This window comes from Streptomyces sp. NPDC058697, from assembly GCF_042715345.1.
Taxonomy (GTDB): domain Bacteria; phylum Actinomycetota; class Actinomycetes; order Streptomycetales; family Streptomycetaceae; genus Streptomyces; species Streptomyces liliifuscus.
In genome coordinates this window covers 35,989-61,345 of the sequence record NZ_JBHXSU010000020.1, presented here as the reverse complement: position 1 = coordinate 61,345, position 25,357 = coordinate 35,989, and the positions used below count along the sequence as shown (strand labels likewise).

24 protein-coding genes are annotated in these 25,357 nt (G+C 68.2%); 22 read left to right on the top strand and 2 right to left on the bottom strand.

Annotated features, from left to right (window positions below):
* Positions 1-214 precede the first annotated feature (214 nt).
* The 9 genes from ACFWXQ_RS34715 (at position 215) to ACFWXQ_RS34675 (ending at position 6,962) form a co-directional block, all read left to right on the top strand.
* A complete protein-coding gene (locus ACFWXQ_RS34715) occupies positions 215-1,510 on the top strand; it encodes a phage major capsid protein (protein WP_383943360.1) in 1,296 nt (431 codons plus the stop codon).
* Positions 1,511-1,590: 80 nt separating this feature from the next.
* A complete protein-coding gene (locus ACFWXQ_RS34710; protein WP_383943363.1) occupies positions 1,591-1,866 on the top strand; it encodes a hypothetical protein in 276 nt (91 codons plus the stop codon).
* Positions 1,863-3,116 carry a hypothetical protein gene (locus ACFWXQ_RS34705; protein WP_383943366.1) on the top strand — a complete coding sequence of 418 codons (1,254 nt, stop codon included), beginning with the start codon at positions 1,863-1,865 and terminating at the stop codon, positions 3,114-3,116. Before ACFWXQ_RS34710 ends, ACFWXQ_RS34705 begins: the two co-directional genes overlap by 4 nt.
* A 39-nt stretch (positions 3,117-3,155) precedes the next feature.
* On the top strand, positions 3,156-3,896 hold the full coding sequence (locus ACFWXQ_RS34700; protein ID WP_383943369.1) for a hypothetical protein: 741 nt from the start codon (positions 3,156-3,158) through the stop codon (positions 3,894-3,896).
* 132 nt (positions 3,897-4,028) lie between these two features.
* Complete coding sequence (locus ACFWXQ_RS34695) at positions 4,029-4,490, top strand: IPT/TIG domain-containing protein (protein WP_383943372.1); 462 nt, start codon at positions 4,029-4,031, stop codon at positions 4,488-4,490.
* Positions 4,491-4,628: 138 nt separating this feature from the next.
* A complete protein-coding gene (locus ACFWXQ_RS34690) occupies positions 4,629-5,210 on the top strand; it encodes a hypothetical protein (RefSeq protein WP_383943374.1) in 582 nt (193 codons plus the stop codon).
* A gap of 8 nt (positions 5,211-5,218) precedes the next feature.
* On the top strand, positions 5,219-6,076 hold the full coding sequence (locus ACFWXQ_RS34685) for a hypothetical protein (RefSeq protein WP_383943378.1): 858 nt from the start codon (positions 5,219-5,221) through the stop codon (positions 6,074-6,076).
* 17 nt (positions 6,077-6,093) lie between these two features.
* Positions 6,094-6,426, top strand: a complete 333-nt coding sequence (locus ACFWXQ_RS34680) for a hypothetical protein (protein ID WP_383943381.1) — start codon at positions 6,094-6,096, stop codon at positions 6,424-6,426.
* Entirely contained in the window at positions 6,426-6,962 is a 537-nt protein-coding gene (locus ACFWXQ_RS34675; protein ID WP_383943384.1) for a hypothetical protein, read from the top strand. The genes ACFWXQ_RS34680 and ACFWXQ_RS34675 overlap by 1 nt, the downstream gene beginning before the upstream one ends.
* Here the strand turns inward: ACFWXQ_RS34675 and ACFWXQ_RS34670 are convergent.
* On the bottom strand, positions 6,959-7,807 hold the full coding sequence (locus tag ACFWXQ_RS34670; protein WP_383943387.1) for a hypothetical protein: 849 nt from the start codon (positions 7,805-7,807) through the stop codon (positions 6,959-6,961). The genes ACFWXQ_RS34675 and ACFWXQ_RS34670 overlap by 4 nt on opposite strands.
* A gap of 66 nt (positions 7,808-7,873) precedes the next feature.
* On the opposite strand from ACFWXQ_RS34670, the gene ACFWXQ_RS34665 reads away from it, so the two are divergent.
* From ACFWXQ_RS34665 to ACFWXQ_RS34605, 13 genes are all read left to right on the top strand, one after another.
* On the top strand, positions 7,874-8,155 hold the full coding sequence (locus ACFWXQ_RS34665) for a hypothetical protein (protein WP_383943390.1): 282 nt from the start codon (positions 7,874-7,876) through the stop codon (positions 8,153-8,155).
* The gene (locus tag ACFWXQ_RS34660) at positions 8,155-8,580 is read left to right on the top strand and encodes a hypothetical protein (RefSeq protein WP_383943393.1); all 426 of its coding nucleotides are present in this window, start codon (positions 8,155-8,157) and stop codon (positions 8,578-8,580) included. The genes ACFWXQ_RS34665 and ACFWXQ_RS34660 overlap by 1 nt, the downstream gene beginning before the upstream one ends.
* Before the next feature lie 73 nt (positions 8,581-8,653).
* A complete protein-coding gene (locus ACFWXQ_RS34655; RefSeq protein ID WP_383943395.1) occupies positions 8,654-9,487 on the top strand; it encodes an IPT/TIG domain-containing protein in 834 nt (277 codons plus the stop codon).
* A gap of 136 nt (positions 9,488-9,623) precedes the next feature.
* Positions 9,624-10,151, top strand: a complete 528-nt coding sequence (locus tag ACFWXQ_RS34650; RefSeq protein WP_383943398.1) for a hypothetical protein — start codon at positions 9,624-9,626, stop codon at positions 10,149-10,151.
* Positions 10,152-10,490: 339 nt separating this feature from the next.
* The gene (locus ACFWXQ_RS34645; RefSeq protein WP_383943401.1) at positions 10,491-14,504 is read left to right on the top strand and encodes a hypothetical protein; all 4,014 of its coding nucleotides are present in this window, start codon (positions 10,491-10,493) and stop codon (positions 14,502-14,504) included.
* Positions 14,501-15,547, top strand: coding sequence for a hypothetical protein (locus ACFWXQ_RS34640; protein ID WP_383943404.1), 1,047 nt, complete (start codon positions 14,501-14,503; stop codon positions 15,545-15,547). Before ACFWXQ_RS34645 ends, ACFWXQ_RS34640 begins: the two co-directional genes overlap by 4 nt.
* A gap of 64 nt (positions 15,548-15,611) precedes the next feature.
* Entirely contained in the window at positions 15,612-16,580 is a 969-nt protein-coding gene (locus ACFWXQ_RS34635) for a hypothetical protein (protein ID WP_383943407.1), read from the top strand.
* Positions 16,580-17,779 carry a hypothetical protein gene (locus ACFWXQ_RS34630; RefSeq protein WP_383943410.1) on the top strand — a complete coding sequence of 400 codons (1,200 nt, stop codon included), beginning with the start codon at positions 16,580-16,582 and terminating at the stop codon, positions 17,777-17,779. Before ACFWXQ_RS34635 ends, ACFWXQ_RS34630 begins: the two co-directional genes overlap by 1 nt.
* 86 nt (positions 17,780-17,865) lie before the next feature.
* Complete coding sequence (locus ACFWXQ_RS34625) at positions 17,866-20,790, top strand: hypothetical protein (RefSeq protein ID WP_383943412.1); 2,925 nt, start codon at positions 17,866-17,868, stop codon at positions 20,788-20,790.
* A gap of 1 nt (position 20,791) precedes the next feature.
* On the top strand, positions 20,792-20,977 hold the full coding sequence (locus tag ACFWXQ_RS34620; protein ID WP_383943415.1) for a hypothetical protein: 186 nt from the start codon (positions 20,792-20,794) through the stop codon (positions 20,975-20,977).
* 117 nt (positions 20,978-21,094) lie between these two features.
* Positions 21,095-21,505, top strand: coding sequence for a hypothetical protein (locus tag ACFWXQ_RS34615; protein ID WP_383943418.1), 411 nt, complete (start codon positions 21,095-21,097; stop codon positions 21,503-21,505).
* A 72-nt stretch (positions 21,506-21,577) separates the two neighbouring features.
* Positions 21,578-21,901, top strand: a complete 324-nt coding sequence (locus tag ACFWXQ_RS34610; protein ID WP_359843182.1) for a hypothetical protein — start codon at positions 21,578-21,580, stop codon at positions 21,899-21,901.
* Positions 21,902-22,253: 352 nt separating this feature from the next.
* Positions 22,254-23,063: a hypothetical protein gene (locus ACFWXQ_RS34605; RefSeq protein WP_383943421.1), complete on the top strand. Its 810-nt coding sequence runs from the start codon at positions 22,254-22,256 to the stop codon at positions 23,061-23,063.
* A 539-nt stretch (positions 23,064-23,602) separates the two neighbouring features.
* Here ACFWXQ_RS34605 and ACFWXQ_RS34600 read toward each other — a convergent pair.
* Positions 23,603-25,330, bottom strand: coding sequence for a hypothetical protein (locus ACFWXQ_RS34600; protein ID WP_383950695.1), 1,728 nt, complete (start codon positions 25,328-25,330; stop codon positions 23,603-23,605).
* Between the last annotated feature and the right edge of the window lie 27 nt (positions 25,331-25,357).

Here is a 25,357-nt window from a genome sequence, read left to right as displayed (position 1 = left end):
CCCTGCGCCGCGCGCGGACCCTCCGCGCCATCGATAACAAAACAGCAGGTCAAACCCTATGCGCTGCCCGCTCTTGATGTCTGGAGCGGGCAGCGCGCGACGTTAGCCACTCTCTCCCTCTTTCATCCCGCCTCAGCGTTGAGGCGTCCCGGTGCTGGCCGGGCGGAGCGACGCACCACGTCCACCGCACCCAGCATCAGGGAGAGCAGCAGCAATGCCCGCCACCACCACACGTATCAAGGAACTCCAGGGCCTCCTTCAGGAGAAGTCATCCGAGGCCGAACGCATCGGCGCCACGTTCACCGTCGAGTCCGGCGGCCAGTTCGTCGTCTCCAGCGACCAGGCGAAGGCCTTCCGCAAGGTCTCCACCGAGGCGCAGGAGATCAAGTCACTCATCGACGCCGAGCAGGGCCTCTTCGAGGTGAAGCAGTACCTCGAAGCCCCCGAGGGGACGCCGGCCGCGGCCTCCCACTACGGGCAGCGTCCGGGCATCGAGGAGAAGTCCCTCGGTGACCTGTTCGTTGAGTCCAGTGGCTTCCAGGCCGCGACCGGCGCGGGCTTCCGCGACAAGCCGTACATCCGCGCCGACATAGAGGGGAAGAGCATCTTCTCCCTGTCCGCGGGTCAGGTCACTCACCAGGTCCTCGGCAGCGCGCAGAACTTGGGCATCGCCGAGCGGCCGTTCCGCAAGTTCCACATCAGGGATCTCTTCCCGAAATCCTCGACCAAGCAGGCCGTCCTCTACGGCGCCCGTGAGACCGGCTGGACGAACAACGCCAGGCAGGTCAAGGAGCGGTACGCGGCCGACGGCACGAGCCCGGCGACCGGCGCGGACACCGACACCTGGGGCCGGGCCCCGCGGTCGAAGCTGACCCTTACGCCGGTGATGTACCCGGTCGCAGAGGTAGCCCACCTGCTCGATTCCCACAAGAACATCCTGGCCGACGAGCCGCGCCTCAAGACGTTCATCAACACGAGGATGGTCGAAGGCGTCAAGTACTCCGAGGACTGGGATCTCCTCCACAGTGTCGGCGACGGGCAGTCCCTCACCGGCATCTACAACACCCCGGGCGTCCAGCAGTACGACGGGCTCGCCACCGACCAGTACTCCGTGCAGATCCGGCGCGCCATCACGAAGGCACTCCTGGCCGAGTACTCCCCGACCGGCATCGTCCTTTCGCCCACGATGTGGGAGCACGTCGAGGTCGAGGAGGACCGGAACGGCGCCTTCCGCGTCGCCATCGCTGTCGCCATCGGCGCCGAAAAAAAGGTCTGGAGGTTGAACGTCGTCGAGACGACCGCGATGTCTGACGGCGACTTCCTGATCGGCGCGTTCGGCTTGGGCGCGCAGCTGCACGACCGCGAGTCGGTCTCCGTCACCGTCTCGTCCGAGAACGCCGACAACTATGAGAAGGGCTTGATCACTTTCAGAGCGGACGAAAGGCTCGCGCTGGAAATCCCGCGTCCTGAGTCGTTCGTCATCGGTTCGTGGACCGACCCGACTCCCTGATCCCCGCCGCAGTGAGGGGGTGTACCCGCGCTGGGTGCACCCCCTCCCACGTAGCACCATCACGACGACGGAGGCCCCTCGTGATCGAGAAGCAACTCATTGGACTCGCGGCAGCTTTGGACGCGCTCACCAGCACGCCCGCCGCTCACAGGGGGCCCCGCTGCAGTGTCGGCACCCTTCTGGACAACGCGGATGCCGACGTGGCCGCAACGCTGCACGCGGTACTCGACATGACGACCGTGTCTGCGGTTCTGATCGCGGAAACCCTCAGCCTCCACGGCGATCCGATCACGTCCTACACCGTTGCCCGTCACCGGCGGCGCGGACAGCCCAACGGATGCCGGTGCTCCCGATGACGCTGAACAGCGATCTGCAGGCGCTTCTTGAGCCGGCCTCTAACCCACAGAGCGAGCCCGCCCAGGCACAGCGCGCCTACCCGGCAACTCCCCGCGGCTGGGAGAGCGGCGTGCGCTTCGAGCCCGGCGGGACGATGGTTGTCACTGCGCCGCCCGTCGGCAAGTCGCCCACCGGAGAGGGAGAGAAGGACTGGCGTGAGCGCGTCGAGGAGATGGGCCTGGCCGTCCCCGACGGATTCCGGGTCCGCCTGGTCGAGGCAAAGCACGACCCGGCCGCATGGCACCGCGACAGCCAGGGGGACGACGCCGTCACCCGCGGGGTGTGGCGCTGCCGGTTCGTCATCGAACCGGCCGAAGCCGCATGGCTGTCCGTCAGCGACGTCGACGCCCTCGTACGGGATGCGATGCGGCGCCGCCGCAAGCCCCGCCCGGCCTTCGACACCGTCGAGCGCGCCCTGGTCGTCGTCTACGCGGACGCTCAGGCAGGAAAGGTCGGCCGCGATGGAGGCACCCCGGAACTCATCGCCCGGATCGCCGAGCGGTTCGACCGGCTCGACGACCACATCCGCGACCTCAAGGCGATCGGCCGCGGCCCGTCCGTCGCCTACTGGGCCGACGCCGGGGACTGTGTCGAGGGATTCGAGAACACGGCGCAGCAGGCGTTCACGAACGATCTGACCCTGACGGAGATGGTGCGTGTGCACCGTCGTGTGACGTTCGAGGGCCTGGACCGGCTCGCCGCGAAGTTCGGCCGTGTCGTCGCAGCGACCTGCGGCAGCAACCACGCGCGCGTGCGCCGCGGGAAGGACGCTGTAGGACCGCCGGTCGACGACTGGGGCATCGAGGTCATGTCACAGATCGCCGACGCCTACGCCCGCAATCAGGACGCGTACGGGCACGTCTCGTTCGTGATGCCGGAGCGGTGGAGGGACTCAGTGTCGCTGGACGTCGCCGGGCACATCGTGGGCCTGTCACACGGGCACCAGTACCCGCGGCCGGACAAGGCGGCCGACTGGTGGAGGGGGCAGACGTTCGGCCGCCAGCCCGTGGCGGACGCCGACATCCTGATCACGGGGCACTACCACCACTTCCGCGCCCAACAGATGGGCAACGGTCGGCTGTGGATTCAGGCGCCCACACTCGACAACGGGTCGGACTGGTACGCGGTGCGCTCCGGTGAGGTGTCGACCTCGGGTCTGCTCACGTTCAGCGTCGGTCCCGACGGCTGGGACGACCTGCGGATCCTCTGAACGCGACGCAAGCCTCTCCGTAAATCCACGGTCCGGCCCATGACTGACAAACCACGGTGGCTACTCACCCAGAACACAGACATGCGGCGGCAAGGGATCTACAACTGGTCGATCCCGGCGTGGGCCGGGACCCTGCCCGACGGCCGCAACTACAACACGTGTCCCTCGGCCGGGGTCTGCGCGCAGCTTTGTTATGCGCGTCAGGGCGCCTACCGCTTCCCTGGGGTGAAAGCCCGGCACGAGGCGAACCTGATGATGGTGCTCGACGACCTGCCCGGCTGGGAAGCCCAGATGACCACCGAACTCCAGCACCAGCGCTATCAAGACCGCTGGGTCCGCTGTCACGACGCCGGTGACTTCTTCAGTGCGGAGTACATCCGCGCCTGGATGCGCGTCATGCGGGCCGCGCCGGGCGTCCGCTTCTACGCGTACACCAAGAGCGTTTCTCTGTTCCGCGAGGTTGTCGAACCGGACCCGCCCACGAACTTCAAGTGGGTGTACTCCCTCGGCGGCCGTGAGGACCACCTCGTCGACGTGACCATCGAGCGGCACGTCGACATCTTTCCCGACGAGGAGTCCCTCGCCGAGGCCGGATACGCGTCCCGCGGTGAAGAGGGCTGCCTGGTCTCGGTGCTGGGGCCACAGAAGGTCGGCATCGCAGCGAACAACATCAAGCACCTGCAGAAGAAGCAAGGCCCCCACCGGTGGAGCGATTTGCAGCGCGCACAGGACGAGCGGCGCCGCCGCCCCGGCAAGCAGTACGGCAGTGGACGGCCGTAGCCCTCCCGGACGCCTTCAAGATCGTTCTTGCCCAATTGGGCAAGAACGATCTTGGCCTGAGGGCGGCGCGACACTAGCTGTCCCGCAGGCCCATCCTTCCGCGACTCACAAGCCAGGAAGGACACCCACCCCATGGGCCTCTACAAGAAGAACAACACCCGCATCAAGAAGGCGGCGTTCCCCGCCGTCGCGGTCAGTGACCCGCTGATGCGCGTCACGGAAGACGTCTACGAGACCAAGGCCTACGGGCCCGGTGACGGCCGGCCGGAAGGGTCCCGTCATCACCTGCTCTACCAGGTCGGCTCCATCGTCCCCCAGTCGGAAATCGACCGTCTTTACACCGTGGCGACCATCACCTCCGTCTCTCCGGCCACCGGTCCGGTCGTGGGCGGCGCCGTCGTCACCATCAAGGGCACCGGTCTCGACGGTGTCACCGCCGTCAACTTCGGCGCTGCGGCCGGCACCGAACTCAAGGTCGTCTCGGCCACCGAGCTGAGGGTCAAGACACCCGCGGTCGCAGCCAGCACGGTCAACGTCGTCATCGCGGCCGACACCGGCAACGTCACGAAGACCGCAGGGTTCGTCTACGCCTGACCCGTGACGGCAGGAAGCCTCCAGCGTGAAGGGCCCGGAGCCTCCTGCCGTCCCGGATCAACACGGCGCGACACAAACGACGGTGGCCGTGCAAGGTGCGCGCCGTCCGGACAACACCCCTGAGAGGGAGAGTCACTCATGGCCACCACCCGAGCCCGTAAGACCGCCGCCTCAAAGTCCGCGGACGCCGAGACTGCCACGCAGACAACCATCGAAGCGACCAGGGAGGCACCCGTCGGGGCGGGCACCGGCACCGCGGCCGAGACCGTCGCTCCAGCGGAGGGAGACATCGCCGCCGCGGTGGTCGACACAACTGTCCTCGCCACCGACAACACCCTGAAGACCCCCGACGCGGCCCCCCTTGAGCCGCCGCCCGTCATCGAGCCCCCGGCCGCGCCTGCCATGCCCGTCTACGCATCCCCGACCGAGGTCATCCCCGACGAGCAGAACCTGGCCGAAGTCATCATCGATGACGCGACCAAGGAGGCCCCGGCCGACGTCGACGCGGTGTTCGTCCCCGTCACCCCGTACGGCTCCACCCTCCTGTGCACCGTGCGCCTGGTCGAGAGGACGTTCATGGGCCCGCACAGCAACCCCGTCCACCGACTCCTGCAGCCCGCCGGCGCTCAGGTCTCCGAGCACGTGGCCGCACGGATCCGGGAACGGCTGGACGCACAGGCCGAACGCACCGCCGCGCAAGCCGACGCGACCGAGAAGTAGGGCCCGGGGTGTCGACGTTCGACTACGAGCCCATGTACGGCGGGGCCCACTACGATCCGGAGCTGGCCGGTGGTGAGGTCACCAGCCTCTCCCTCTACGACGGTCCCGATCGCAGCACCTTCGTGGCCGGGGCCGGACCAGGCGCCCGGCTGCGGCCCGGGGCGTACCGGTTCGCTCTGCCTGATGTGCAGCCCGGCCGCTACTGGGCCACCGTCGCCTTCACTCCGAGTGCGGGAACCCAGCCCGTAACAGACGAGTCCGTACGTCTGGACTTGCCCCTCGGGGTGGGCCTCGTCACCTCCCCCGAAGCCGTCGCCAAGGAACTCGGAGTGCCGCTCCCACTCACCGCCGAGCAGCGCGACGACCTGCTCACCGCCATCCGCAAGGCGCAGTCCGACGTCGTCGGGTACCTGGGTCAGCCCGTCATCCCCCAACTCGTCACCCGCACCGCACTGACACCTCACTGGGGCCGGGACGACCGGCTTGAGGACGCCGCCTCGTGGCCGTTCGAGGGCGACGACCTGGTCCAGGTCTCCGCCTACCGCGACCGCGGAAATGGCACCTACGACGTCGACTTCCGCGTCGGTTTCGACGGCGCCGCCGTTGACCCCGTCGTCCGGTACGTGACCACACACGCCGCGGAGTCCGAGCGGCTCCGCCCCGGCGGTGTCGGCTCCCAGGGACGCCGTGTGTCCTCCGTCAGCGCGGAGGGACAGTCGATCTCCTACGAGTCCGCACCGACCACCGGCCAGGCTGGCGCACTGCCCGAGCTCAGCAGCCTCTCCCGGTGGAAGCGGCGCCTGTTCCAGCCCCTCAACCGGCCCGTTCGCGCACCGTTCCCGTACTCCTCGATCCGCGGCCGCTGACAAGGAAGCTGCTGACCATGGCCGTTGTGCTGCCGAACGCCAGGCTCACGGTGTATGTCCTCGCCCACCCCTGGGCACGCGACGCCAACGGCGTGCCCGTGCCGCCGAACCCGGGCCAGAAGCCTGTCCCCCGCGGCGCCTGGCCCGGGTCGGTCATCGAGCAGGAAGACGGATCCTGGTCCGTACGTCTCGACCCCAAGGCCTGGCCGGTCAAGGAGGGCGACACCGTCTCCGACGAGACCGGCCGGTCCTGGACGCTGTCGAGCACACGTAACCACGCTGTGCCTGGCTGCCCGGATGTCGACTACGTCCAGGCGTCGGCCACCCTCAACCCGCCCGAAACCGCGTGATGGCTGGCCCGAAGTTCACACCCGCGCAGGGCTTGGAGGCCCGGCTCGCCCGCATGCTCGCCCCCGCGGTGCAGCGCATCGCCCACCAGGTCGAGATCGAGGCGAAGCGCTTGGCGCCGCCCACCAAGCGATGGGTGACCATGGGCGACGACAAGGTGCGCCCCACCCACGTCTCCGCCAACGGGCAGGGCGTCCCCGGGAACCTGCGCTTCGCGATCGACTCCATGCGCTGGGACATGGTGCACCGCGGCGTCGGCCCCACGACGTACATGCTCGAACCGCTCGACGAGAGCTCCCGGGCCGTCGCCAACCTCAAGAACTGCCGCTGCCGCGCGCACAAGGACCCCGAGGGCATCGCCCGGCACATCAACACCGGCCAGCCGGTCGTCGCCGGGAAGCGGGTCACGGTCACTGTGTCGGCCCAAGCCCCCATGGTTGTTGAGGCCGAGGTGGGAACCGTCTACCCGGGCAACCTGCGGGCCGACGGCATTCACTTCATGTCGCGTGCCGCCGCCATCGTGGCGGCCCGCCGTTAGCTTCCAATGCGGTCGACGTGGTCGACGTTGCGCACGACGTCGAGGAGGGCCAGCACTGCATCGTGCGTCACCTCCGTGTCCTGGCGTAGCGTCTCCACAGTTCGCATGATGCTGGCCTCGCTAGGTCTTGGGAGTGACGAGACCTGGTCGATGGCCTGCATAGTTCGGCGTAGACCTCGCATCGGCGTTGCGCTCAGACTGTCCAACTGCTTTCCGGCTTTCCTCAGATCCGCGTAAGCGTCCGCGCTCATCCAACGTCCGCCTACTTCCTCAAGTCGGGGCCGTACATCGCGATCCAGCCGTTCCCAGTCCTGCGCAATCTGGGCGATCCACCCCTCGCGCAACCCACTCCGCAGCCGAAAAGTGCTCTCGATCGCCCGCTCGCGAAGATCGAATTGCCGTCGGATCTCACTCGCCTTTTCCAACACGTCTGCGATCTCAAGGTGAGATGGAAGAAGCTTCTTGAGCTTGTAATTCTCCGTCCGGAGACGAATCAGGTCGGCTTCCCGCTGCAAGGAAGCAGGGTTGACGAAACCCTGACGAACGGTCGCCACGAACTGGAGTGCCGCCTCGCGACCACGATGGATAGCCGCTCGCCGGTTGGCCGCGTCGGCTTGAATGGCCCCCAGATGGGAGAGAACGACCAAGGCGAACGGAACGCCCAGCAGAAGGCCTGTGAAGCTGGACAGCAAGTTTGTCAGGAACTCGCGGTCCTTCCACCAGCCGTACCAATCGCCCACCAGGCCCAAGATGAGTGCCCCGACCCCTGTCGGAACGGCGGTGTAGACCGTCCATCTCACCGGCTTCGGCGTGTCCGCCCACCACGCACTGAATCTCCCAGCCATGCGCGCTGTCTCCCCTCGATCACGCAGCAGGCGACACTATCGCGGTGTTTAGCCACAGTACGGGCCATGGCTACGAACTCCACTCCCAAGAAGCCCGCTGCGGATGCCGCAGCGGAGGAATCCGTCGAGGCCCTCCCCGAGACCGCCCCGGTCCGCCCCGCCCGCAAGGCGGTCCCCGACCCGGACGTCGTCGGCCCGCCCTTGCCGCTCAACGTTGAGCCGGTCACGGTCACGCTGGTGCACCACCACACCATCGACGGCACCGACTACCCGCCGGGCGCCAAGCTCCTCGTCTCCCCGGAGTACGCCCAGCGGCTGCGCGGCCAGGGCTACGCCACCCAGGTCTGATGAGCGAGCTCACCCTGGCGGACGCGGATCCCGTCTCCGCGCTCCTCGCCTGGCTGCAGACACACCCGGAGGTCGCCGACGCGCTCGGCGGCCCCGGCCGTGTGTCCGGAATCGAAGAGGCGCCCTGGCCGCATCTGCGTCTCGACCACGGCCCCGGCGGAGACCTGCGGGACATGAGCTGGGCCATCTCGCCGGAGGTGACGCTCGAAGCGTATGGCGACCCGGGCGGCTGGCCGGGCAAGGCCGAACTGCGGCGGATCCTGCTGCGCTGTGCCCGGGCCGCCCAGGACCTCGGAGAGGCGCCCCACGTCGCCGGCCAGCCGGTCCTCAGCGGGATCAAACCGTCCGGGCTGCTCGTGTGGTCGCCGCTCGTCTCCGGTCAATCCAGGTGGGTCATGAACCTGTCCGTCACCGTGCATCCGTGACGACGCGACGTTAACCATCCCGGCTCTCCACGGTGTCCGAGCCCCACCACCGGACACCAAGGAGAAGCCTGCCATGGCTGGCGAGACCACGAACAACAGCGAGATTCTCATTCCTCAGCTCAGCCGCATGTGGCTGGCTCCTGTCGGGACCGTCGCCCCGGCCGACGCCACCGTGGCCATGCCCGAGGGCTGGTACACGGTCGGCCTGTTCACCGAGGACAGCCTGAAGTTCAACTCTGAACCGAACTTCGAGCAGGTCCGCAGTGCGCAGTCCTCCTATCCCACCCGCACGTTCCAGACGACCGACGCCGCGACCGTCGAGGTGGACCTCCAGCAGTGGTCCGTCCGCAACTTCAAGGCGGTGTACGGCGGGGGCAGCATCACAGCCATCTCCCCGGCCGCGGGAGGCGGGAAGCACTTCCGATTCGCCCCGCCCCGGATCGGCGGCCGCACCGAGATCGCCGGATGCATCGAGGTCATCGACGGCGGCAAGCACTACAGATACATCATCCCCCGCACCATGCAGATGGAAGGCGTTTCCAAGGAGCTCGCCAAGACCAAGGAGAGCGTCCTGCCGCTGCGCCTCGCCGTCCAGGGCGGCGACGACACGGATGCCTGGTACGTGCTGACTGACGACCCGGCGTTCCAGCCCCCGGCACCGACGATCGCCACCATCACGCCGGCGACGGGACCGATCGCGGGCGGCACCGCCGTCACGATCACCGGCACGGACCTCGGCAGCGTAACCGCGGTCAAGTTCGGCACCGCGACCGGCGCCGGTCTGATCCTCAAGAACGACACCGAACTGTCCGTGATCTCTCCGGTCGGGACCTCCGGCGCGAAAGACGTCGTCGTCGTTTCCGCAGGCGGCGACGTCACCAAGACCGGCGGCTTCACCTACGCGTGACCCCCGTGCGGCCGCGCCTTATCTCGCCTCGATCAGGCGGGGCGGCCGCACGGCGCGACGCAAGCCGAACGGCGCTGCCACTGTCCGCGCGCTGCCACATCCGGCACCCAGCTACACCCCTTGAAGAGGTCAGGCCATGTCTTCGTACGTCATCGATCTGGACGCCGAGCGCCGCGAGATTCAGCACCCCGACGGCATCCCGGTGAAGTTCCACGGTGAACAGTTCATCTTCCCCGCAGAGCTGCCCGCCGCGGCTCTCGACCCGATCCTCTCCGACGAACTCGACTTGGTCGGTCTCCTAGGCGACGTCATCAACTCCTCCGACGGCGACGCGGGGATCAAGGAAGTCGTCAATGCGCTCTTCCGCCGCCCCGCCCTGCCACGGAAGTTCCTTGAGGCAATCCGCAAGACGTACGCGGTCCTCCTCGAAGGCCAGAACGAGGACTTCCTCGCGCGAAAGCCGTCCGTGCCCGACTACGTCCGCCTGACGATCGCTCTGGCCCGGGTCTACGGGGTTGAGCTGGGAAAACTCTTTCAGTCGGTCGACTCCTCAGAGACCGATTCGCAGACGTCGAGTCCGACCTCAGCAGATTCCACGGAATCGACGCCCGACGCGTCTGGCTTCGTCCCGGACAGCCCGGGTTCCTCGGAGTCCGTCGGCTGACCTCCTACATCGACGGACTGCCAGACGACTCCCGGGTCCGTTCAGCACCGCTCGGCGGCTGGACGAAGGTCCTCGAACTCCTGGCGCTCGTCGTGGAGGAAATCGGACTCCTCGCCGCGGACAAGCGGCGTGAAGAGCCAACCACCGTCGTCCGCCCGTCCCGCTCCGGCGCCACGTCGCGCACCGCTCCCGGCATGCCCCCGGGGCCGCCGCAGGCCGTCGCGGAGCAACAGGCGCCCCGCACGACCGGCCACCGGCAAATGCTCATGGCCGCCATGCAGAGAGGAATGATCCGAAGTGGGTGACGGTCTGCAGGCCGGTCGCCTCGATGTGCCGGTCGTGGCTGACCTTGCAGGCTTCGCCGCCAAGCTCCGCATCGAAGTCGAGTCGGCCGCCGAAGGACTGGCCGCCAAGATCAAGACAGAGATCGACGGCAAGGGGCTGCGGCGGCGCCTCAAGCAAGTCGTCAAGGACGCATCCAAGGGCGTCACCGCGAAGGTCCGCGTCGAGATCGACGAGGACCGGTTCCGGGCGACGCTCGACGGCATCCGTCGGCGCATCGACGACACCGACCTGAACCTGCCCGTACGGCCGGAAGGGGACGGCGCCAGCAACCGAGCTGGTGGACTCCTCAACAGACTGCGCAATCTCATCGCCGGCGCGCAGGGAGAGGCCGACCGGAACCCCGTCAACGTGCCCGTGCACATGCGGATGCCGGGCGGCGGCCGCCGTCAGCTCCGCATGCTCGGCATCGGCGCTCTCGTCTCCGTGCTGGAGCCCGCCGTCGCCCTCATCGGGCAGTACGGCGCAGGGCTGACCGCCCTGGTGTCGGCCGCCGCGCCGGCCGTGGGTGTCCTGGGGGCGATCCCCGGAGTGATCTCCGCGGCAGGCTCCGCGGCGATCGGCACGAAGCTGGCGTTCTCCGGATTCGGCGAGGCGCTGAAGCAGTCCCTCGCGGCGCAGCAGATGCTCCGCGACGACGGCAAGGTCACCGAGGCCCAGCAGAAGAAGCTCGACCAGGCGCTCGGGAAGCTGTCGAAGTCAGCGAAGACGGCCGTCACCTCGGTCTCTCAGCTTCAGGGCGCGTGGTCCAAGGTCCGCGTGTCCATCAGCGAGCGGTTCTTTTCCAAGGTCGCTGACAACATCAAGCCTTTGGCGGATGCGACCCTGCCGCTCCTGAAGGACGCGCTCGGTGACTCCGCCGAGCAGATGGGTTCCCTTACGGAGCGCGGCGCGAAGTTCATGCAGAGCGGCGTGTTCCGCAAGGATTTCAAGACCATCGCGGGCACCAACAGCCGGGTCGTCGGCAATCTGACCGACAGCCTCGCGAACATGGGCCGGACCACGGTCGATTTCCTCGTCGCGTCCGGTCCGTTCACCGAACGGGTCGGTGCGGCCGGGGAGCGGCTCACCCGCTGGATGCGTGCCTCCGTCCAGGCCGGCCGGGAGACCGGCAGCCTCGCAACGTTCCTGGATCACGCAGGCGACAAGGCCGCGCAGCTCGGCCGGGCAACCGGCAGCCTGATCAAGGGCATTGGTGGCGTCGGCCGGGCGTCCATGGACACCGGCAACGCGCTGCTCAACGGGCTTGAGGGCAGCATGCTGAGGTTCGAGCGATGGGCCAACTCGGGCGCCGGCCAGCGGGCCATGGAGCAGTTCTTTTCCGATGCTGCGCCCGCGTTCCGCGAGGTCAACATGTTGTTCGGGGACCTCATGCGGGGGCTCGGCCGGTCGATGCGCGACGGCGGCGTCACCGACCTGGTGCGGCAGATCCGTGTCGAACTGATGCCAGCCCTCGGCACTTTCTTCAGCATGCTCGGAGAGACCGTCGGGCCCGCGATCATCTCTGTGATCTCCAACATCGCCACCGCGATCGGTGAGTTGTCGGCGGCCGGGACCGGCCTCGGTGTCCTTCTGATGACCTTCAACGGGCTGCTGCAGATCTTCAACAGTGTCAGGGCCGTCATCCCCGGGGCGAACACCGCTCTGGCGACGTTCCTGGGCCTGATGCTCGCCCTCAAGGTGATCACCGCCGTCGTGGGCATGATGCGAGGCTTCGGCACCTCCGTGATGGTTGCGGGCACCTCTGTACGCACCCTCGGCACCACGATGCGCGGCACCATGAGCCCCGGCGTCATGGGCCCGCAGATCAGCATGTGGCAGCGCATGGGCCTCGCCTACGGAGCCGCGGCCACCCAGGGCAACCGCCTGACCGGCGCACTGCGGGGCGTCCGCGCGGCCAACTCGGTTGCCTCCCGTGCGATCGGCGGCATGACCTCCGCCCTGGGCGGGCCGCTCGGTATCGCCCTCATCGGTGTGACCGTCGGGCTCGGCCTCCTGGCCTCCCGACAGGAAGCGGCGGCGCGCGCCACCCAGGCGCACCAGCAGCGCGTGAAGTCCCTGACCGATGCGCTCGTCGCGTCCGGCGGGGCGATCGACGCGAACGTCCGCGCGCAGGCCGCGGCTGTTTTGCAGGACACGGAGCTCTCCGACGGCAAGGGGAAGCTCGTTGACACGGCCCGCAAGGCGGGCGTCAGCCTCGGGGAGCTCACGGACGCCTACCTCGGACAGGGCACGTCGCTGGAGGCGCTGCAGAAGCAGCTCCAGCAGACCGCGGACGATCACGAAATGTGGATCACGACCGCTCAGGGCGCCTCGCAGTCGTGGGACGACGAGGGCCTGGCCGCGATCCGCGCGAAAGACGCGATCGGCACCGTCACGGGCGAGCTGGAGGACAGCCAGAAGAAGCACAAGGAACTCGGGGACGCCATCAACAACGCTGGCACCACCGGCACGTCGGCGTACGGGAAGCTGCAGGCCGCGGTGACGACGTTCGGCGACAAGACGGCGTCTGCGGACGAGCGGGTCAACGCCCTCAAGCGCGCGCTGGATGCTCTCAGCGGCAACACGCAGTCGCTCCACGACGCGCAGGCTCAGCTCAACGCGGTGATGCTGCGGATCGACGACACCATGGCGTCGAACATTGCGAAGGCTGACGGGTGGGGCAAGGCGCTCGTTGGCGCTGACGGGCTGGTCCGCACCACGACGAAGAATGGGCAGAGCCTGAACTCGCAGCTCCAGGAGCTGCGCGACGGGATGCTCGGCGTGGTCACCAGCTCGCAGCAGGCCGCCGAGCAGGGCATGCCGCTGTCCAAGGCGATGGACTTGAGCCAGCAGGCGATGGAGCGGGCCCGCGCGAAGGCCATCCAGCTCGCCACCGACATGGGCATCCCCAAGGCGGAGGCGACGGCACTCGCCGATCAGATGGGTTTCGTCCCGGACACCATCAACACGCTCGTCACCGCGAAGGGCATCCCGGAGGCGACGGCCCAGATCCTCGCCTTGAAGGGGAAGCTGGAAGCGCTCAAGCCGGGCAAGTCCATTCAGATCACGGCGCCCACGCTTGAGGCCCGCGGACAGCTCGAAGCGCTGGGCTTCACCGTGCAGCGGATCCCCGGCAGCAAGAAAGTGTCGGTGACGGCGCCGACCTCCGCCGCCCGCGTGGACATCGGCGCTCTGGCCGCGGACATCGCCAATGCCCCGAACAAGAAGAAGGTCACGGTCGAGGCGATCATCAAGCAGGCGGCCGGCGACCTGAAGAACGTGCAGGCCAAGGTAGTTGCCCTTCCCAAGGGCAAGTCCATCGAGGTGAAGGCGCCCACGAAGGTCGCTCAGGGCGCGCTCCGCGATCTCGGTTTCAAGATCGAGAACGTCGGCAAGGGCGGCAAGACCGTCAAGATCACCGCGCCCAACAAGACGCCGATTGCCCAGGTCCAGGCGATCCAGGGCAAGATCAACGGCCTGACCGGGCGGACTGTCACCGTCACCGTCAAGTACAACACCGTCGGCAAGCCGTCGGTGGTCTCGAACAACATGGACGGCGGGATCAAGAAGTTCGCCGACGGCGGCATCAACCGCTTCGGCGCGGGCCTCGCGGGCCGTGTGAAGGCCTTCGCCAACGGCGCCGAGAACCACATCGCGCAGGTCGCGAAAGCTGGGGAGATGCGGCTGTGGGCGGAGCCGGAGACCGCGCCGGGCGAGGCGTACATCCCCCTTGCACCCTCCAAGCGCAAGCGGTCCGAGGACATTCTCGACTGGGTCGCCAACTTCTTCGGCGGCACGGTCGTCTACCCCGGGCGCGCCATGCAGCAGTTCGCCGACGGCACGGTCTCCCTCAGCCGCAGTGTCCGCAAGAGCGGCACGAAGTCGTCCCTGTCCCCGGGCGCAGCCGCAGCCGCCGCGCTCGTCGGCGGCGATCTCAACCTGAACATCGGCGCAGTCGCGTCCACCGGCACCGCACTGGAGGACGCCATGTTTGAGCTGCGTCGTATCCGCCTGGGAGGCACCCCGTGAAGAACGGCGAGTGGTACCTCGGGTACTACGCCTATGACAACCTGCCGGGCGCTGCGCTGACGTTCGGGCGGGAGGCCTCGGGCATGTACTGCCTGAAGAAGCCCGACACGACGTTCGGCGAGGCCGACGTGGGCGATGCGCCTATGCCGGGCGAAGACGGCATCCGTCTGGGCCGCGACTACCAGCGCACCGCGACGGTCACGTTCGAGATCGGTGTTGACGGTGTGGACCGGGCTATCGACCGGCATTACCCCATGCGTCCCTGGGGGCAGGGGGCGCGGGTCGGCGAGTGGGACGACATCGAGGCATTCCGTGCGATCGTCGCGAAGCGGGATGAGAGTCCGGAGCTGCGGACGGCTGACGGCGTGGACCTGATGCGGCAGGTGTGGAGGGCCGACGCGCTGCGGAAGAAGGCGAGTCGGGTGGCGTGGCTGCTGCACGCGACCGGCGGCCGCACACGTCGGTTGTACGGACGGCCACGGAAGTTCGCCGTGTCTGACTCGCAGTTGTCGCAGCAGGGGTACACCCCGGTCGTCGCCGACTTCCTCGCGGTCGACGACCGGTTCTACGACGACGTGGAGCAGACAGCGGAGATGTGGGATTACGCCCCGGGCAATCGGCCTGGGCGCCCTGGTCGGCCGACGCTGCCCGGCTGGGGGTCCGCCCCGTCGAAGAAGACGGTGAGGTTCCAGCAGCGGGGCAAGGTCCCCACCTTCCCGGTCATCACGATCCACGGGCCGTGCAAGAACCCGAAGGTCACGCTGACGCCGGGCCTGTGGGCGGTCCAGTTGTCCATGCCGATCGCGCAGGACGAGTACGTGACGATCGATCCGCGGCCGTGGATGCGGACCGTCCTGCACACCGCAGGCTCGTCGTCCAAGAGCGTCGCGGACAAGCTCACGCGGGCAAGTCCACGGCTGGCCGAGATGTACCTCCCGCCCGGGTACTGGACGGCGGCCCTGGCGTACACCAGCGCCTCCACCGGCCGGTTCGACGGGCCGCGCGTCGAGATCAAGTGGCGCAACGCCTTCGCCTGGTGGTGATCGGGCGACACTAGGCGCCGCAGCCGCCCACCCTCTGCCTCACGTACGGAGATTGGAGAGGTTCATGGGGTGGGACGGCATTCCCTGGTTCGTGGAGAACACCGCGGCGTCCGAGGAGACGCTGCGGCTGATCGCCGAGGTGGCGGCGAGCGGCGGTGAGGGCATCGTCGGTCCGGCCGACCTGGTCGTCAGCGCACTCGAAGCCCCGGCGGACGGGGTGCAGGTGGGCCCCGGCGCGATGGTCGCGAAACGGCACTCGACCGCGGGCGGCGGGAACCAGGCGTACGCGGCGCGCATGCCGACAGGCGAGCAGGTGGGCATCGAGCCGACCAGTGCGGACGGCGGCCGCTCGGACCTGGTCATCGCCCGGGTGGAAGACCCGTACGGCGGGGAGACCTGGCCGTCGCCGGAAGATCCGGAGATCGGCCCGTACGTCTTCACGCGGGTGATCCCCGACGTCCCCGCGGGCACGACGAGCATCCTCGACGTCGACCCTGACTCCACCGCGGTCACCCTGGCCCGCATCGACCTGCCCGCGGGCACAAGCGCCATCACCTCCGGGATGGTCAAGGACCTGCGGCAGATCGCGCGGCCGCGCACACAGAGCGGCCGCCGCTACCTCGCCGGAGCGTGGACATCCCCCGACGACGTCGGCGCGATCAAAGACGAGTGGGAGGCATTCCCGCTCGGGGCGACCTGGACGGAGAAGGTCCCGGAGTGGGCGACGCACGTATCTGTCCACGTCCACCTCACGGGCCTTCTGCACCCGGATGCGGTCGAGGCCCGCGGGCAGCTGAGGGTGTCGTTCAACGATCAGCACGGGATGGGCATGCCGTACGGGGTGACCCAGGCCGGCCGGGTCTCCGTACAGGCCGGGCACAAGTTCCTCCTGGCCCCCGAAGATCGCGGCCAGATGCGCGACATCGACATCGAGGGCATCGGCGCTGTCGGCGTCAACGGAGTGCTGCGCGCGGACGCGTACACGGTGCTCTCGCTCGATGTGGCCTACTCGCAGGAACCGGTGAGCGGCTGATGACCTGGCGGTACATCGCCATGCGGGCCCTGACGAACGACTTCCTTGACTGGGACGTGCCGTTCGTGGCCACGTCCCCTCCAAAGCGGGAGCTGTCGGGTCCGGGCGCGATGCAAGGAACGATCAATCCGGAGTACCTGCGGCTGATGGCGAAGCCTGACGGACTGCCGGTGATGGCGGAGTGGGCCACCGCCCTGTTCGCCGAGTTCAACGGGCACATCCGGTGGGGCGGCCTCGTCTCCAACCTGTCATTCGAGGGACAGGCGATGAAGGTCTCGTGTGTCGGCTACAGCGCCTACCCCAACGGCATGCCCTACCTGGGGGCGACGATCCGCTCCGGCGCCACAATCGCCAAGAAGTGGGCATACGACGGAAAAGATAAGAATCACGACGGCTACGTCGACGGCTCCAGCCCGAAGAAGAAGATGCCGAAGCGTCCGGCCGACACCATCAGTTCCCGCTGGGACGCGTATGACATCGTCCGGCACATCTGGACCCACCTGCAGAACTACAAGATGGGCAAGCTCGGTCTCACCCTCGACAAGCACGATTCCGGGTACAAGCTCGGCGCGGCCTCCGGGAAAGATCCGTGGCAACTGCAGTGGTGGGACAGTCCCGACTGTGGCAGCACCATCACCGAGGTCATGAACCTCGCGAAAGCCGACTACCTCGAACGTCACTACTGGGACGGCACGAAGGAGAAGATCCTTCACCATATCGACCTGGGCACCAAACGGCTCGGCAAGGCCCGCAGCGAACTACGGTTCGCACAGGGCGAGAACGTTATTGAGATCGCCACGCCGGCCTACCAGGGCGATTACTACGCGAACAACGTGTACGTGCTGGGCAAGGGCACCGGTACGAAGACACCGCGGGTGCGGGTCGTCGCCAACGACAACCGACTGCGCCGCGCGAAGATCATCACCCGCAAGTCGACGGCAAACGTCAAGACGCTCACCGAGTACGGCAAGAAGGAACGCGCCAAGCACGCACAAGAGCTGACGATCCCCTCCATCGCGATCAGGCAGCACGTCAACGCGCCGCTCGGCTCCTGGGCTCTGGGGGATCGCATCCTCGTCCAGGTCGAGATCCCGTGGATGGGTGAACTCGCCCTCTGGCATCGCATCGTCTCCGAGGAGATCGACCCGGCCGCCGGCACTGCCGTCCTGTCCCTGACCCGAGACGACTTCTACGGCTGATCAGGGCGCGACACTAACCCTCCCCCTCCTCCACTCTCCCGCTGCCCCGGACAACCCGGCGGCCGCAGGCAGTGGAGGGAGGGAGGGTGACGTCCTTCAACCTGAACGCGCGGGAAAAATCGAAGGACTTCGCCCGCTACTTCAAGGAGATCGAGGACCGGCTCGCAGCCCTTGAGCGCGGCAACCAGCTCAACAACGCGTCCATCGAGGGCGGGTCCCTCGACATCTACGACGAGGAGGGCCTCTATCGGGGCTCTTTCGGCCTCCAGCCCGACGGCGGCGTCGCCCTGGCCCCCGTCAACACCATCCCGCCGCCGACACCGACCGCCCCCACCGTCGCCTCGGAGCTGGCCGGTCTGTCGATCGCCTGGGATGGCCGGTGGGATGACGCTGAAGAGGCCCCCAGCGACTTCGCCCAGGTCCAGGTCCACGTAGGCGCAGCGGCCGACTACACCCCCGACCTGAGCACACAGGTCGCGACCATCACCGCACCGCTCGGCGGGTCGGTGACCGTCCACATTCCGACGTACGACGTCATGTGGGTGCGCCTGGTCGCGCAGAACACCGCGGCGCTCGACGGCGACCCGTCGGCCGCTGTGCAGGGACAGGCCCGGCAAGCCGTCCCGCAGGACCTCATCGACGGCATCATCACGGACGTCAAGCTCGCCGAGAGCGCGGTCACCCAGGCGAAGATCGCGCTCGGCGCAGTCGGGGCGGCTGCCCTGGCTGACGGCGCGGTTCTCGCCGAAAAGCTCGCCAAGAACTCCGTCACCCAGACCGCGCTCGCCGCCGGCTCGGTCAGCCTCAATGCCCTCACCGGCCCCCTCGCCGACAGCTCTTCCCAGCGCTACGTCGACACCTTCCGCGACGCCACCGCCTGGGAACGCCTCTCAGGCACCGGCACCTGGACGATCAACCCCGACACCACCGGTACGCCCTCCGGCGGAGGACTCCTCACCGCGGCCGGTGACGCCCAGCTCGCAGGCAAAGCCCTCATCGTCCACGACACGGACACCCTGTACCGGGTCATGATCCGCGTGCGGGCGACCGCGCAGGACGCGACGGGTCCGGCCGCGGTCTACCTCGGGGCGGTCGGTATCGCCGACGACGGGGTGACGCTCGTCAACCGGGCTGGCGCTGCGTCGACGAGCATGCACTACTACGCCGCCGCCAACGGCGGCACGCTTGCCACGGCCGACGGGTGGCGGGTCTACGTCGGCTACATCCAAGGACGGGCCGCCACGGGCGCAACCGCCCCGGCCGGCCCACAGAACGACCCCCGCGTACCGGGCACCACGCACGCGGACGTCCGCTACCTGCGCCCGACGGCCTGGCTGAACTTCGGCAAGGCAGCCACCTCCATAATGGAGGTCGACTGCTTCACCATCGAGTCCCTGCGCACGGGCGTCGTCAACTCGACGAACCTCGTCACGGGCTCGGTCACGGCCGCGGCGCTCGCCGCGGACTCCGTGATCGCGGGCAAGGTGGCCGCGGACGCCATCACCGGCCGCGAGATCGCGGCGAACTCCGTGACGTCACAGGAGATCGCGGCCGGATCAATCACGGCGGAGAAACTGACGATCGTCGGCGGCTCCAATGTCCTACCTGACCCCAGCTTTGAGGGCTCGGTCACCGCGGCGCTGCTCCTGGGCCTCACGTACGCGACGCAGGACAAAACCAAGGGCAACGGCTCCACCGCATCCATCAAAGTCGACAGCCGTTCGACGGTCGCCACCTACCGGGACGTGCCGCTCACCCTGCTGCCCGTCCTGGCCGGGGACCAGCTCCACCTGGCCGTCGACTACTACCTCTCCGCAGACTGGGCCGGCGCCTCCCTCAACATCATGGCGCGCTGGGAGGACGCCGCCGGAACCATCCTCGGCTACGGCGTCATCGGGACCAGCACCCCCATACGCGAGGGCTGGGCACGCCTGGCCAGCACCACTACAGCGCCGGCCAACACGACCCAGGCCAGCATCCGCCTCCAGGTCGCGCAGGTCACCGCAGGCGATGCCTGGTTCGACAACGCGGCCGTGCGCCCGGTCGTGCCGGGCGTGCAGATCGCGGACGGCTCGATCACAGCCCCGAAGATCGTCACGGGGGCCGTCACCGCGGACAAGATCCTCGCCCTGGCCGTCACCGCGGAGAAGATCGCCTCTCTGGCAGTCACCACCGACAAGCTCAACGCTCTCGCGGTCACCGCGGACAAACTCGCAGTGAACTCTGTGACCGCAACGAAGATCGCCGCAGGCTCCATCGAAGCCACGCACATCAAGGTCGGTGCGATCACGGCGGAGAAGCTGGATGCCGAAGCGATCAACGGCAAGATCATCACGGGCGCCACGATCCAGACCGCCGCCTCCGGCCGCCGCGTCGTCCTGTCCGGGCAGCGGCTCACCGCGCTCGACGGCGTCAACCAGTCGGTTTTCCTCGATCCGGACTACTCCAACAGCTTCCTTGCAATCAGGAACCCCGTGCCTTCCCTGGTGTTCACCTCGCAGGACGGAACCAACGAGGCGTTCATTCAGGCCACCGGCACCGGAAGCACCGCAGTGCTGCGTCTCAACGGCGGCGCGGGAACTCCCGACGTCGACGACAACCGGACACGGCGTTGGCGTACATCCATGGGCAATGGCGAGTGGGCCACCGAGTACGTCGACGTCCTGCTCGGGTCCAACGTCCGCAACCGTCTGCAGCTCACAAGGGACGAGGCGTACTTCGTCGGCTTCGACATAGTGCGAGTGGCGAGGGTCCTGCGGGCCGGCAACATCCGCACCGGCACGGTGGCGATCACCCCGACACCGAACGTCCCAACGTCCGTCACAGTCAGCGGACTTGGCGTCGCAGGCACCACCTACAAGGCCTTCGTCAGCGCGAACACCGCCGTTCCCGGGACCACGGTCCAGGGAGTCGGTTTCACGGGCGTGTCCGACCAGGGCCTGACGATCTGGGTCACCCGCACCAACAACACCACCACCACGATCGACTACATGATCGTGGGAGAGGACTGACATGACCGCCCAAGTCGACGAGGACGTTCCCCCGTCCACCAAGCTCAAGGCCACATGCCGCACCGAGGCATGCCGGATGAATGGGGAGTCGATCACCGGGACCTACTTCGCCAACGCCGAGCCGCCTACCTACCGAGGATGGTGCGGCGAGTGCGACCGGCCCATCACCGACCTGGTGCCGGTGTAGGCAGTGCGGGACACAAACGTGCGCGATAGGCCAGCGTGCCGGACTGCGGGGAGCCGAGAGCCTTCCAGGACTCCGCTCCGCGCATCCCTTTTTCGCTGACGACCGAGGAGGCGCGCCATGGACTGGCTCATCTCTCTGGCGCCTGTCCTCAGCCCGCTGTTCGGCATGGTGGGCGTACTGGTGAGCGCCTGGCTGCTGTACCGCACGAGCAAGCGCAGAAATGACACGGACGCGACGGCGACGGAAGCCACCACGTTCGTGACGTCCGTCCAGACCGTGACCAACGGCTTCACCCAACTCCTGGAACAGCAGCGCGCGACGAACGCGCAGACCGTGGAGCGCATGACCACGTTGGAGACTCGGGTGGAACGCCTTGAGGAGGAGCAACGGCAGTGGCGGCGCTGGAAGGTCGCCGCGGTGGAGTACATCCGCCAACTACGCGCCCTGCTCGCCAAAGCCTCTGCGCGTCCCACTCCCGCCCCGCCACGAGAGATCGCCGAGGACCTCACGGACGGCCCCAGTGGTTGAGCAGGACGCGACGTAAGGCCCCGGCAGCACCCATGGTCTGCCCGACACAACCTCTGCAGGAAGGGCGGACTCATGTCTGCAACGCTCGACTCCCTCACCACCGGCGTCCAGGTGGGCTCTGTGCTTCCGCTGCTCACCGCGGTCGTACAGCGGCCCGCCTGGTCGGCCAAGCACAAGAAGGTCGTGGCAGTCGTCGCCGCGGTACTCGCGGGCGTCGCCACCGTGGCGGCCAACGGCGGCCTGCCTCAGTTCCAGCACGGCATCCCCACGGCCGCGACGCTCCTGGGCGTTCTTGGCGCCTCACAGACGTCATATGACCTGCTGTGGAAGCCCAGCAAGCTCGCCCCGATGATCGAGGCAATCACCACCAATAAGCCACCCCAGCAGGCTGAATAGGGCCCACAGGGCACGGCTGGCCTGAGTCGGCGGGTACCATTCGCAACGAGGTGGCCGTACCGCTGCCGCGCAAAATGCGTTCGAGATTCCGGTCCAGGGTTCATGGGTACAAGACCACCCCGCTCGTAAGAGCTGAGGTGTTCCTCTCACCCGTTGGTTACCTGGCCAAATGGGATCGAGTAACCGGGTGCGTGTAGAGCACTCGGGGCCGGGGAGTGGCTGCTCCTACGATGATCCGGCACACGCATCTCCGCGTACGCGCCCAGTACGGCCACCTCGTCCTGTCTCATCAGGCACAGCACGGCATAAGGCCCGAGAGCACGGGTCACACCCGAAGCGGAGGAACACGCAGATGGCCGATGCACAGAAGGTTGCGGCCGAGATCCAGCACCTGTCCGCGATGGGGTCCGACGCCTTCATGAACAGCGTCGTTGAGTACGCCACGAGCAGCACGCCGCGGGAACTCCAGGGCGCCGCCCTCCGCGATCCTCGCCTCGCCCCCCGCACGCTTCAGGCCCTCAGGACCGCCATTCAGCGGGCGAAGTCCTACAACCCGCTCCGGGAGGGGGAGACCAGGAAGCAGCAGCGGGTCCGTACGGCACCGTGGCTAGAGACGATCAAGGCCGCGATGCCGCCGCTGGAGGACGTCGTCGACGACCTGGCCCACGAGCACGCGAAGGAACTGGCTGCTCTGGACGACGACTCGTTCGCCGCCCGGTGGACGGACTTCATCCTCGGCAAACCGGTCCCTGCTCCGACGTCCCCCCACGTGGAGGCCCTCGCGTTGCGCTCACCGAGAGTAGCCAGGAGGGCGGCGGGCCTGTGCCGCCTCATGATTGAGGAGCCGGCCCGCTTCATGCCCGAGCCGCCTGTGGGTGAGAGCGGCAACGCGCGGGACCAGCGCGTCGAGCAGTTCCGTCGGCGGGTGGAGTCCGAGGCTGCGTTCCTGCGATACGCCGTCCAGCACGGGGAGGCGCGCCAAGGGCGGATGCCGAGCGAGCCGAACGTTCGGCTGCAGGCGCTCAAGGTCCTTGGCGAGCGACATCCCGAGGAGCTGACGGAGCTGCTGCGGCAGGAGCGCGGAGGGGCCCTTGAGCAGGCGGCGGAGGCACGCCGGGAGCGGCGCGCGCTCAGGCGCGCGGCCAGGCAGAGCGCGCAGTAGGCGCGCCACCGGTTGATCGTTCTCCCCCTCCAGGGCGCGCCCGATGGCGCGCCCTTCGTCATGCCCAGGGCGCGGTACCCGCCGGCCCGCGGACCACCGCGCCATCGGGTGCGCGCCACCAGGCCAGCGCGCGCCTGGTAGACGACCAGGAGGCCGCGCCCACCGTGGCGCGCAGGTGTCGGGTACACGGCGCGCCCTGCAAATAGGCAGGTCAAAGGCGCGCACATGGCGCGCCGCCTGCGCGCGAATGCCTCGGCGCGGGCGCGGGTCCACCGATCCGGGCGCTGGCGCGGCGCGGTCACGCCGCGCGCCTGCCGATCGGAGCGCCTGAGCGCGCTGGTGCTGGACGGCGCGCGGCGCGCTCAGGCGCGCCCGAGGAAGGGCGCGGGCGCGGATCGGCGCGGTCGGAGTAGCCGCGCCATCACCCGGGCGCGCGCAGGGGGTCTGAGGTGCACCGGCGTGCCGTGCTGAGGGGATGAGGAAGGGGCGCGGCGCGGTCGAGGAGCGCGCCCGAGGGACCGGGCGCGCATCACCTCACGTCACTTCGCTGCGGGCGCGCCCTCGAAGTACGAGGCGAACTTCTGCCGGATCTGGGGGTCGACAGTCGCCGCGTCCCGGTAGTAGGTGGCGAGCTCCTTGTGCCCCTCCTGTTCGAGCTGAGTGATGATCGCGGGCCGGTGCTGCTGGAGGTAGTCCCGGAGCACAGTCATGGGCGGGTCGCCTGCCTCAGAGATCGCCCCAAGGTGTTCACCCACGGTCATCATCTTGATCCGGGCCTGGACCTCCGCCTCGGTGTTCAGTGCCTTGAGTGCGAGGGCCTCGTTCCGGCTCCGGCGGGTCGCCCGCGGGGCCGTGGCGACGGGGACGTCCTGGGGCTCCTCGGCCTCGCTGACATCTTCCGGGCGCTCGCCCGTCGGGGGCTCTTCGACGTGGGGGTCCGGTGGCGGGGGCGCGTCGCTATCGCCCGGCGGCTCAAGATTCTCGTGCGCCTGGTTCTCGCGGGCGCCGTCCGGCTGGCCCTGGTCCGGAGGAGTGCTCGGGGGTGTGGACTGTTCCTGCCCGGTGTCCTGCTGCCCCGCCTTCTGCTGCCCGGTGTCCTGCTGCCGCTTCTTCCACTCAGCGCGGCCCTTGGCGTATGCGAGGGAGCGGGTGATCAGGTCGTCCGCGCTCATCGCGCCCCACTGGTCCGTGCGCGTCTGGATCTGCTGCAGGGTGACGGCGCCCCACTCCTCCCGAATGTTCTGCAGCGCGGCCTCCGGATCGTTCACATCGACGAGCGCCCTTCGGATCAGCTCGACGGCCTGGTCACCGTTCAGCTTCGGCCGCTGGCTTCCCTGCTGAGCAGGCGCCTGTCCCTCCCCCTGTCCTTGTTGCTGTCGCGGTGCTTGATTCGGCCGCTGCTGCTGTTGCTGGGGGTGCTGCTCCGGCATCTGCTGCTCGTCCAGGTATGCCTCCGGCCGCGTCTCGGTGACCTGTCGAGTAGGGGCTGCCTCGTGGAAACCGAGACGGCGCAAGAGGGTGTCGATGCTGAAATCGTCGAACCGGATGGTCTCGCCCGGCTTCACTTCCCAGTGCAGGGTGCGCACACCGGTGAGGTACGCCTCGCCGAGGGTGTGTAGTTCGACGATGGCGTCGACCGCAGCCGGGAGGTTCCTCTCGGCCTTGACCTTTCGCGTCTTGTCCCGGGTCGGCTTGTCGTTCTCGAATGCGGTGACGACTTCCTGGCGGGCGATGATGATCACGGGGCCAGAGTGCCGCCTGAGCAACCACAGGAACTCTCCCCACCGGTCCTTGGCACGGTTCCACAGGTCGTGATCGATGACGACCGGTTCGTCCAGGGTAGGCGTGCGACGTCTGTTCTCCTGTGCCTTGCGGACGGCCCGCCGTCGCGCGAACAGCGCCTGCTCATCGCTGATCATGTCCCAGAAGTTCGTACCGTTGTCCACCACGATCATGTTGGGCTTGCCGTCGATTTGAGGCTGAGCAATAGCCCACCGCACCGCGTCGAGGATGTCCTGATAGGCGCCGTTGTGCTCGACAATCTCGTAGCGGGCGCCCGGGATACGCCCGTAGTAGTCCGCGGTGCCTTCGGACCCGCCGATCTCAATCCAGTACGTCATGCCGACCAGGTCGGTGGCGGTCCCGAGGACGGCCTCATAGCTCTTGCCGCACTTCTCCGGTCCGCACAGCAGGATCATCGGAGGGTTCGGCAGACCGGTCGGCCTCCGGGACGTACGCGCACGCTGAGGCGCGGTGATACCAGGCATCTGGTGTTCCTCTACTTCATTGGTTCC

What these genes read in the sequence shown, in the direction of transcription:
- ACFWXQ_RS34655 (WP_383943395.1), top strand. Translation starts at nt 8,654, where the DNA reads ATGGCTGGCGAGACCACGAACAACAGCGAGATTCTCATTCCTCAGCTC.
- ACFWXQ_RS34620 (WP_383943415.1), top strand. Translation starts at nt 20,792, where the DNA reads ATGACCGCCCAAGTCGACGAGGACGTTCCCCCGTCCACCAAGCTCAAG.
- ACFWXQ_RS34650 (WP_383943398.1), top strand. Translation starts at nt 9,624, where the DNA reads ATGTCTTCGTACGTCATCGATCTGGACGCCGAGCGCCGCGAGATTCAG.
- ACFWXQ_RS34665 (WP_383943390.1), top strand. Translation starts at nt 7,874, where the DNA reads ATGGCTACGAACTCCACTCCCAAGAAGCCCGCTGCGGATGCCGCAGCG.
- ACFWXQ_RS34675 (WP_383943384.1), top strand. Translation starts at nt 6,426, where the DNA reads ATGGCTGGCCCGAAGTTCACACCCGCGCAGGGCTTGGAGGCCCGGCTC.
- ACFWXQ_RS34695 (WP_383943372.1), top strand. Translation starts at nt 4,029, where the DNA reads ATGGGCCTCTACAAGAAGAACAACACCCGCATCAAGAAGGCGGCGTTC.
- ACFWXQ_RS34715 (WP_383943360.1), top strand. Translation starts at nt 215, where the DNA reads ATGCCCGCCACCACCACACGTATCAAGGAACTCCAGGGCCTCCTTCAG.
- ACFWXQ_RS34635 (WP_383943407.1), top strand. Translation starts at nt 15,612, where the DNA reads ATGGGGTGGGACGGCATTCCCTGGTTCGTGGAGAACACCGCGGCGTCC.
- ACFWXQ_RS34690 (WP_383943374.1), top strand. Translation starts at nt 4,629, where the DNA reads ATGGCCACCACCCGAGCCCGTAAGACCGCCGCCTCAAAGTCCGCGGAC.
- ACFWXQ_RS34600 (WP_383950695.1), bottom strand. Translation starts at nt 25,330, where the DNA reads ATGCCTGGTATCACCGCGCCTCAGCGTGCGCGTACGTCCCGGAGGCCG.
- ACFWXQ_RS34615 (WP_383943418.1), top strand. Translation starts at nt 21,095, where the DNA reads ATGGACTGGCTCATCTCTCTGGCGCCTGTCCTCAGCCCGCTGTTCGGC.
- ACFWXQ_RS34680 (WP_383943381.1), top strand. Translation starts at nt 6,094, where the DNA reads ATGGCCGTTGTGCTGCCGAACGCCAGGCTCACGGTGTATGTCCTCGCC.
- ACFWXQ_RS34630 (WP_383943410.1), top strand. Translation starts at nt 16,580, where the DNA reads ATGACCTGGCGGTACATCGCCATGCGGGCCCTGACGAACGACTTCCTT.
- ACFWXQ_RS34610 (WP_359843182.1), top strand. Translation starts at nt 21,578, where the DNA reads ATGTCTGCAACGCTCGACTCCCTCACCACCGGCGTCCAGGTGGGCTCT.
- ACFWXQ_RS34605 (WP_383943421.1), top strand. Translation starts at nt 22,254, where the DNA reads ATGGCCGATGCACAGAAGGTTGCGGCCGAGATCCAGCACCTGTCCGCG.
- ACFWXQ_RS34700 (WP_383943369.1), top strand. Translation starts at nt 3,156, where the DNA reads ATGACTGACAAACCACGGTGGCTACTCACCCAGAACACAGACATGCGG.
- ACFWXQ_RS34660 (WP_383943393.1), top strand. Translation starts at nt 8,155, where the DNA reads ATGAGCGAGCTCACCCTGGCGGACGCGGATCCCGTCTCCGCGCTCCTC.
- ACFWXQ_RS34705 (WP_383943366.1), top strand. Translation starts at nt 1,863, where the DNA reads ATGACGCTGAACAGCGATCTGCAGGCGCTTCTTGAGCCGGCCTCTAAC.
- ACFWXQ_RS34670 (WP_383943387.1), bottom strand. Translation starts at nt 7,807, where the DNA reads ATGGCTGGGAGATTCAGTGCGTGGTGGGCGGACACGCCGAAGCCGGTG.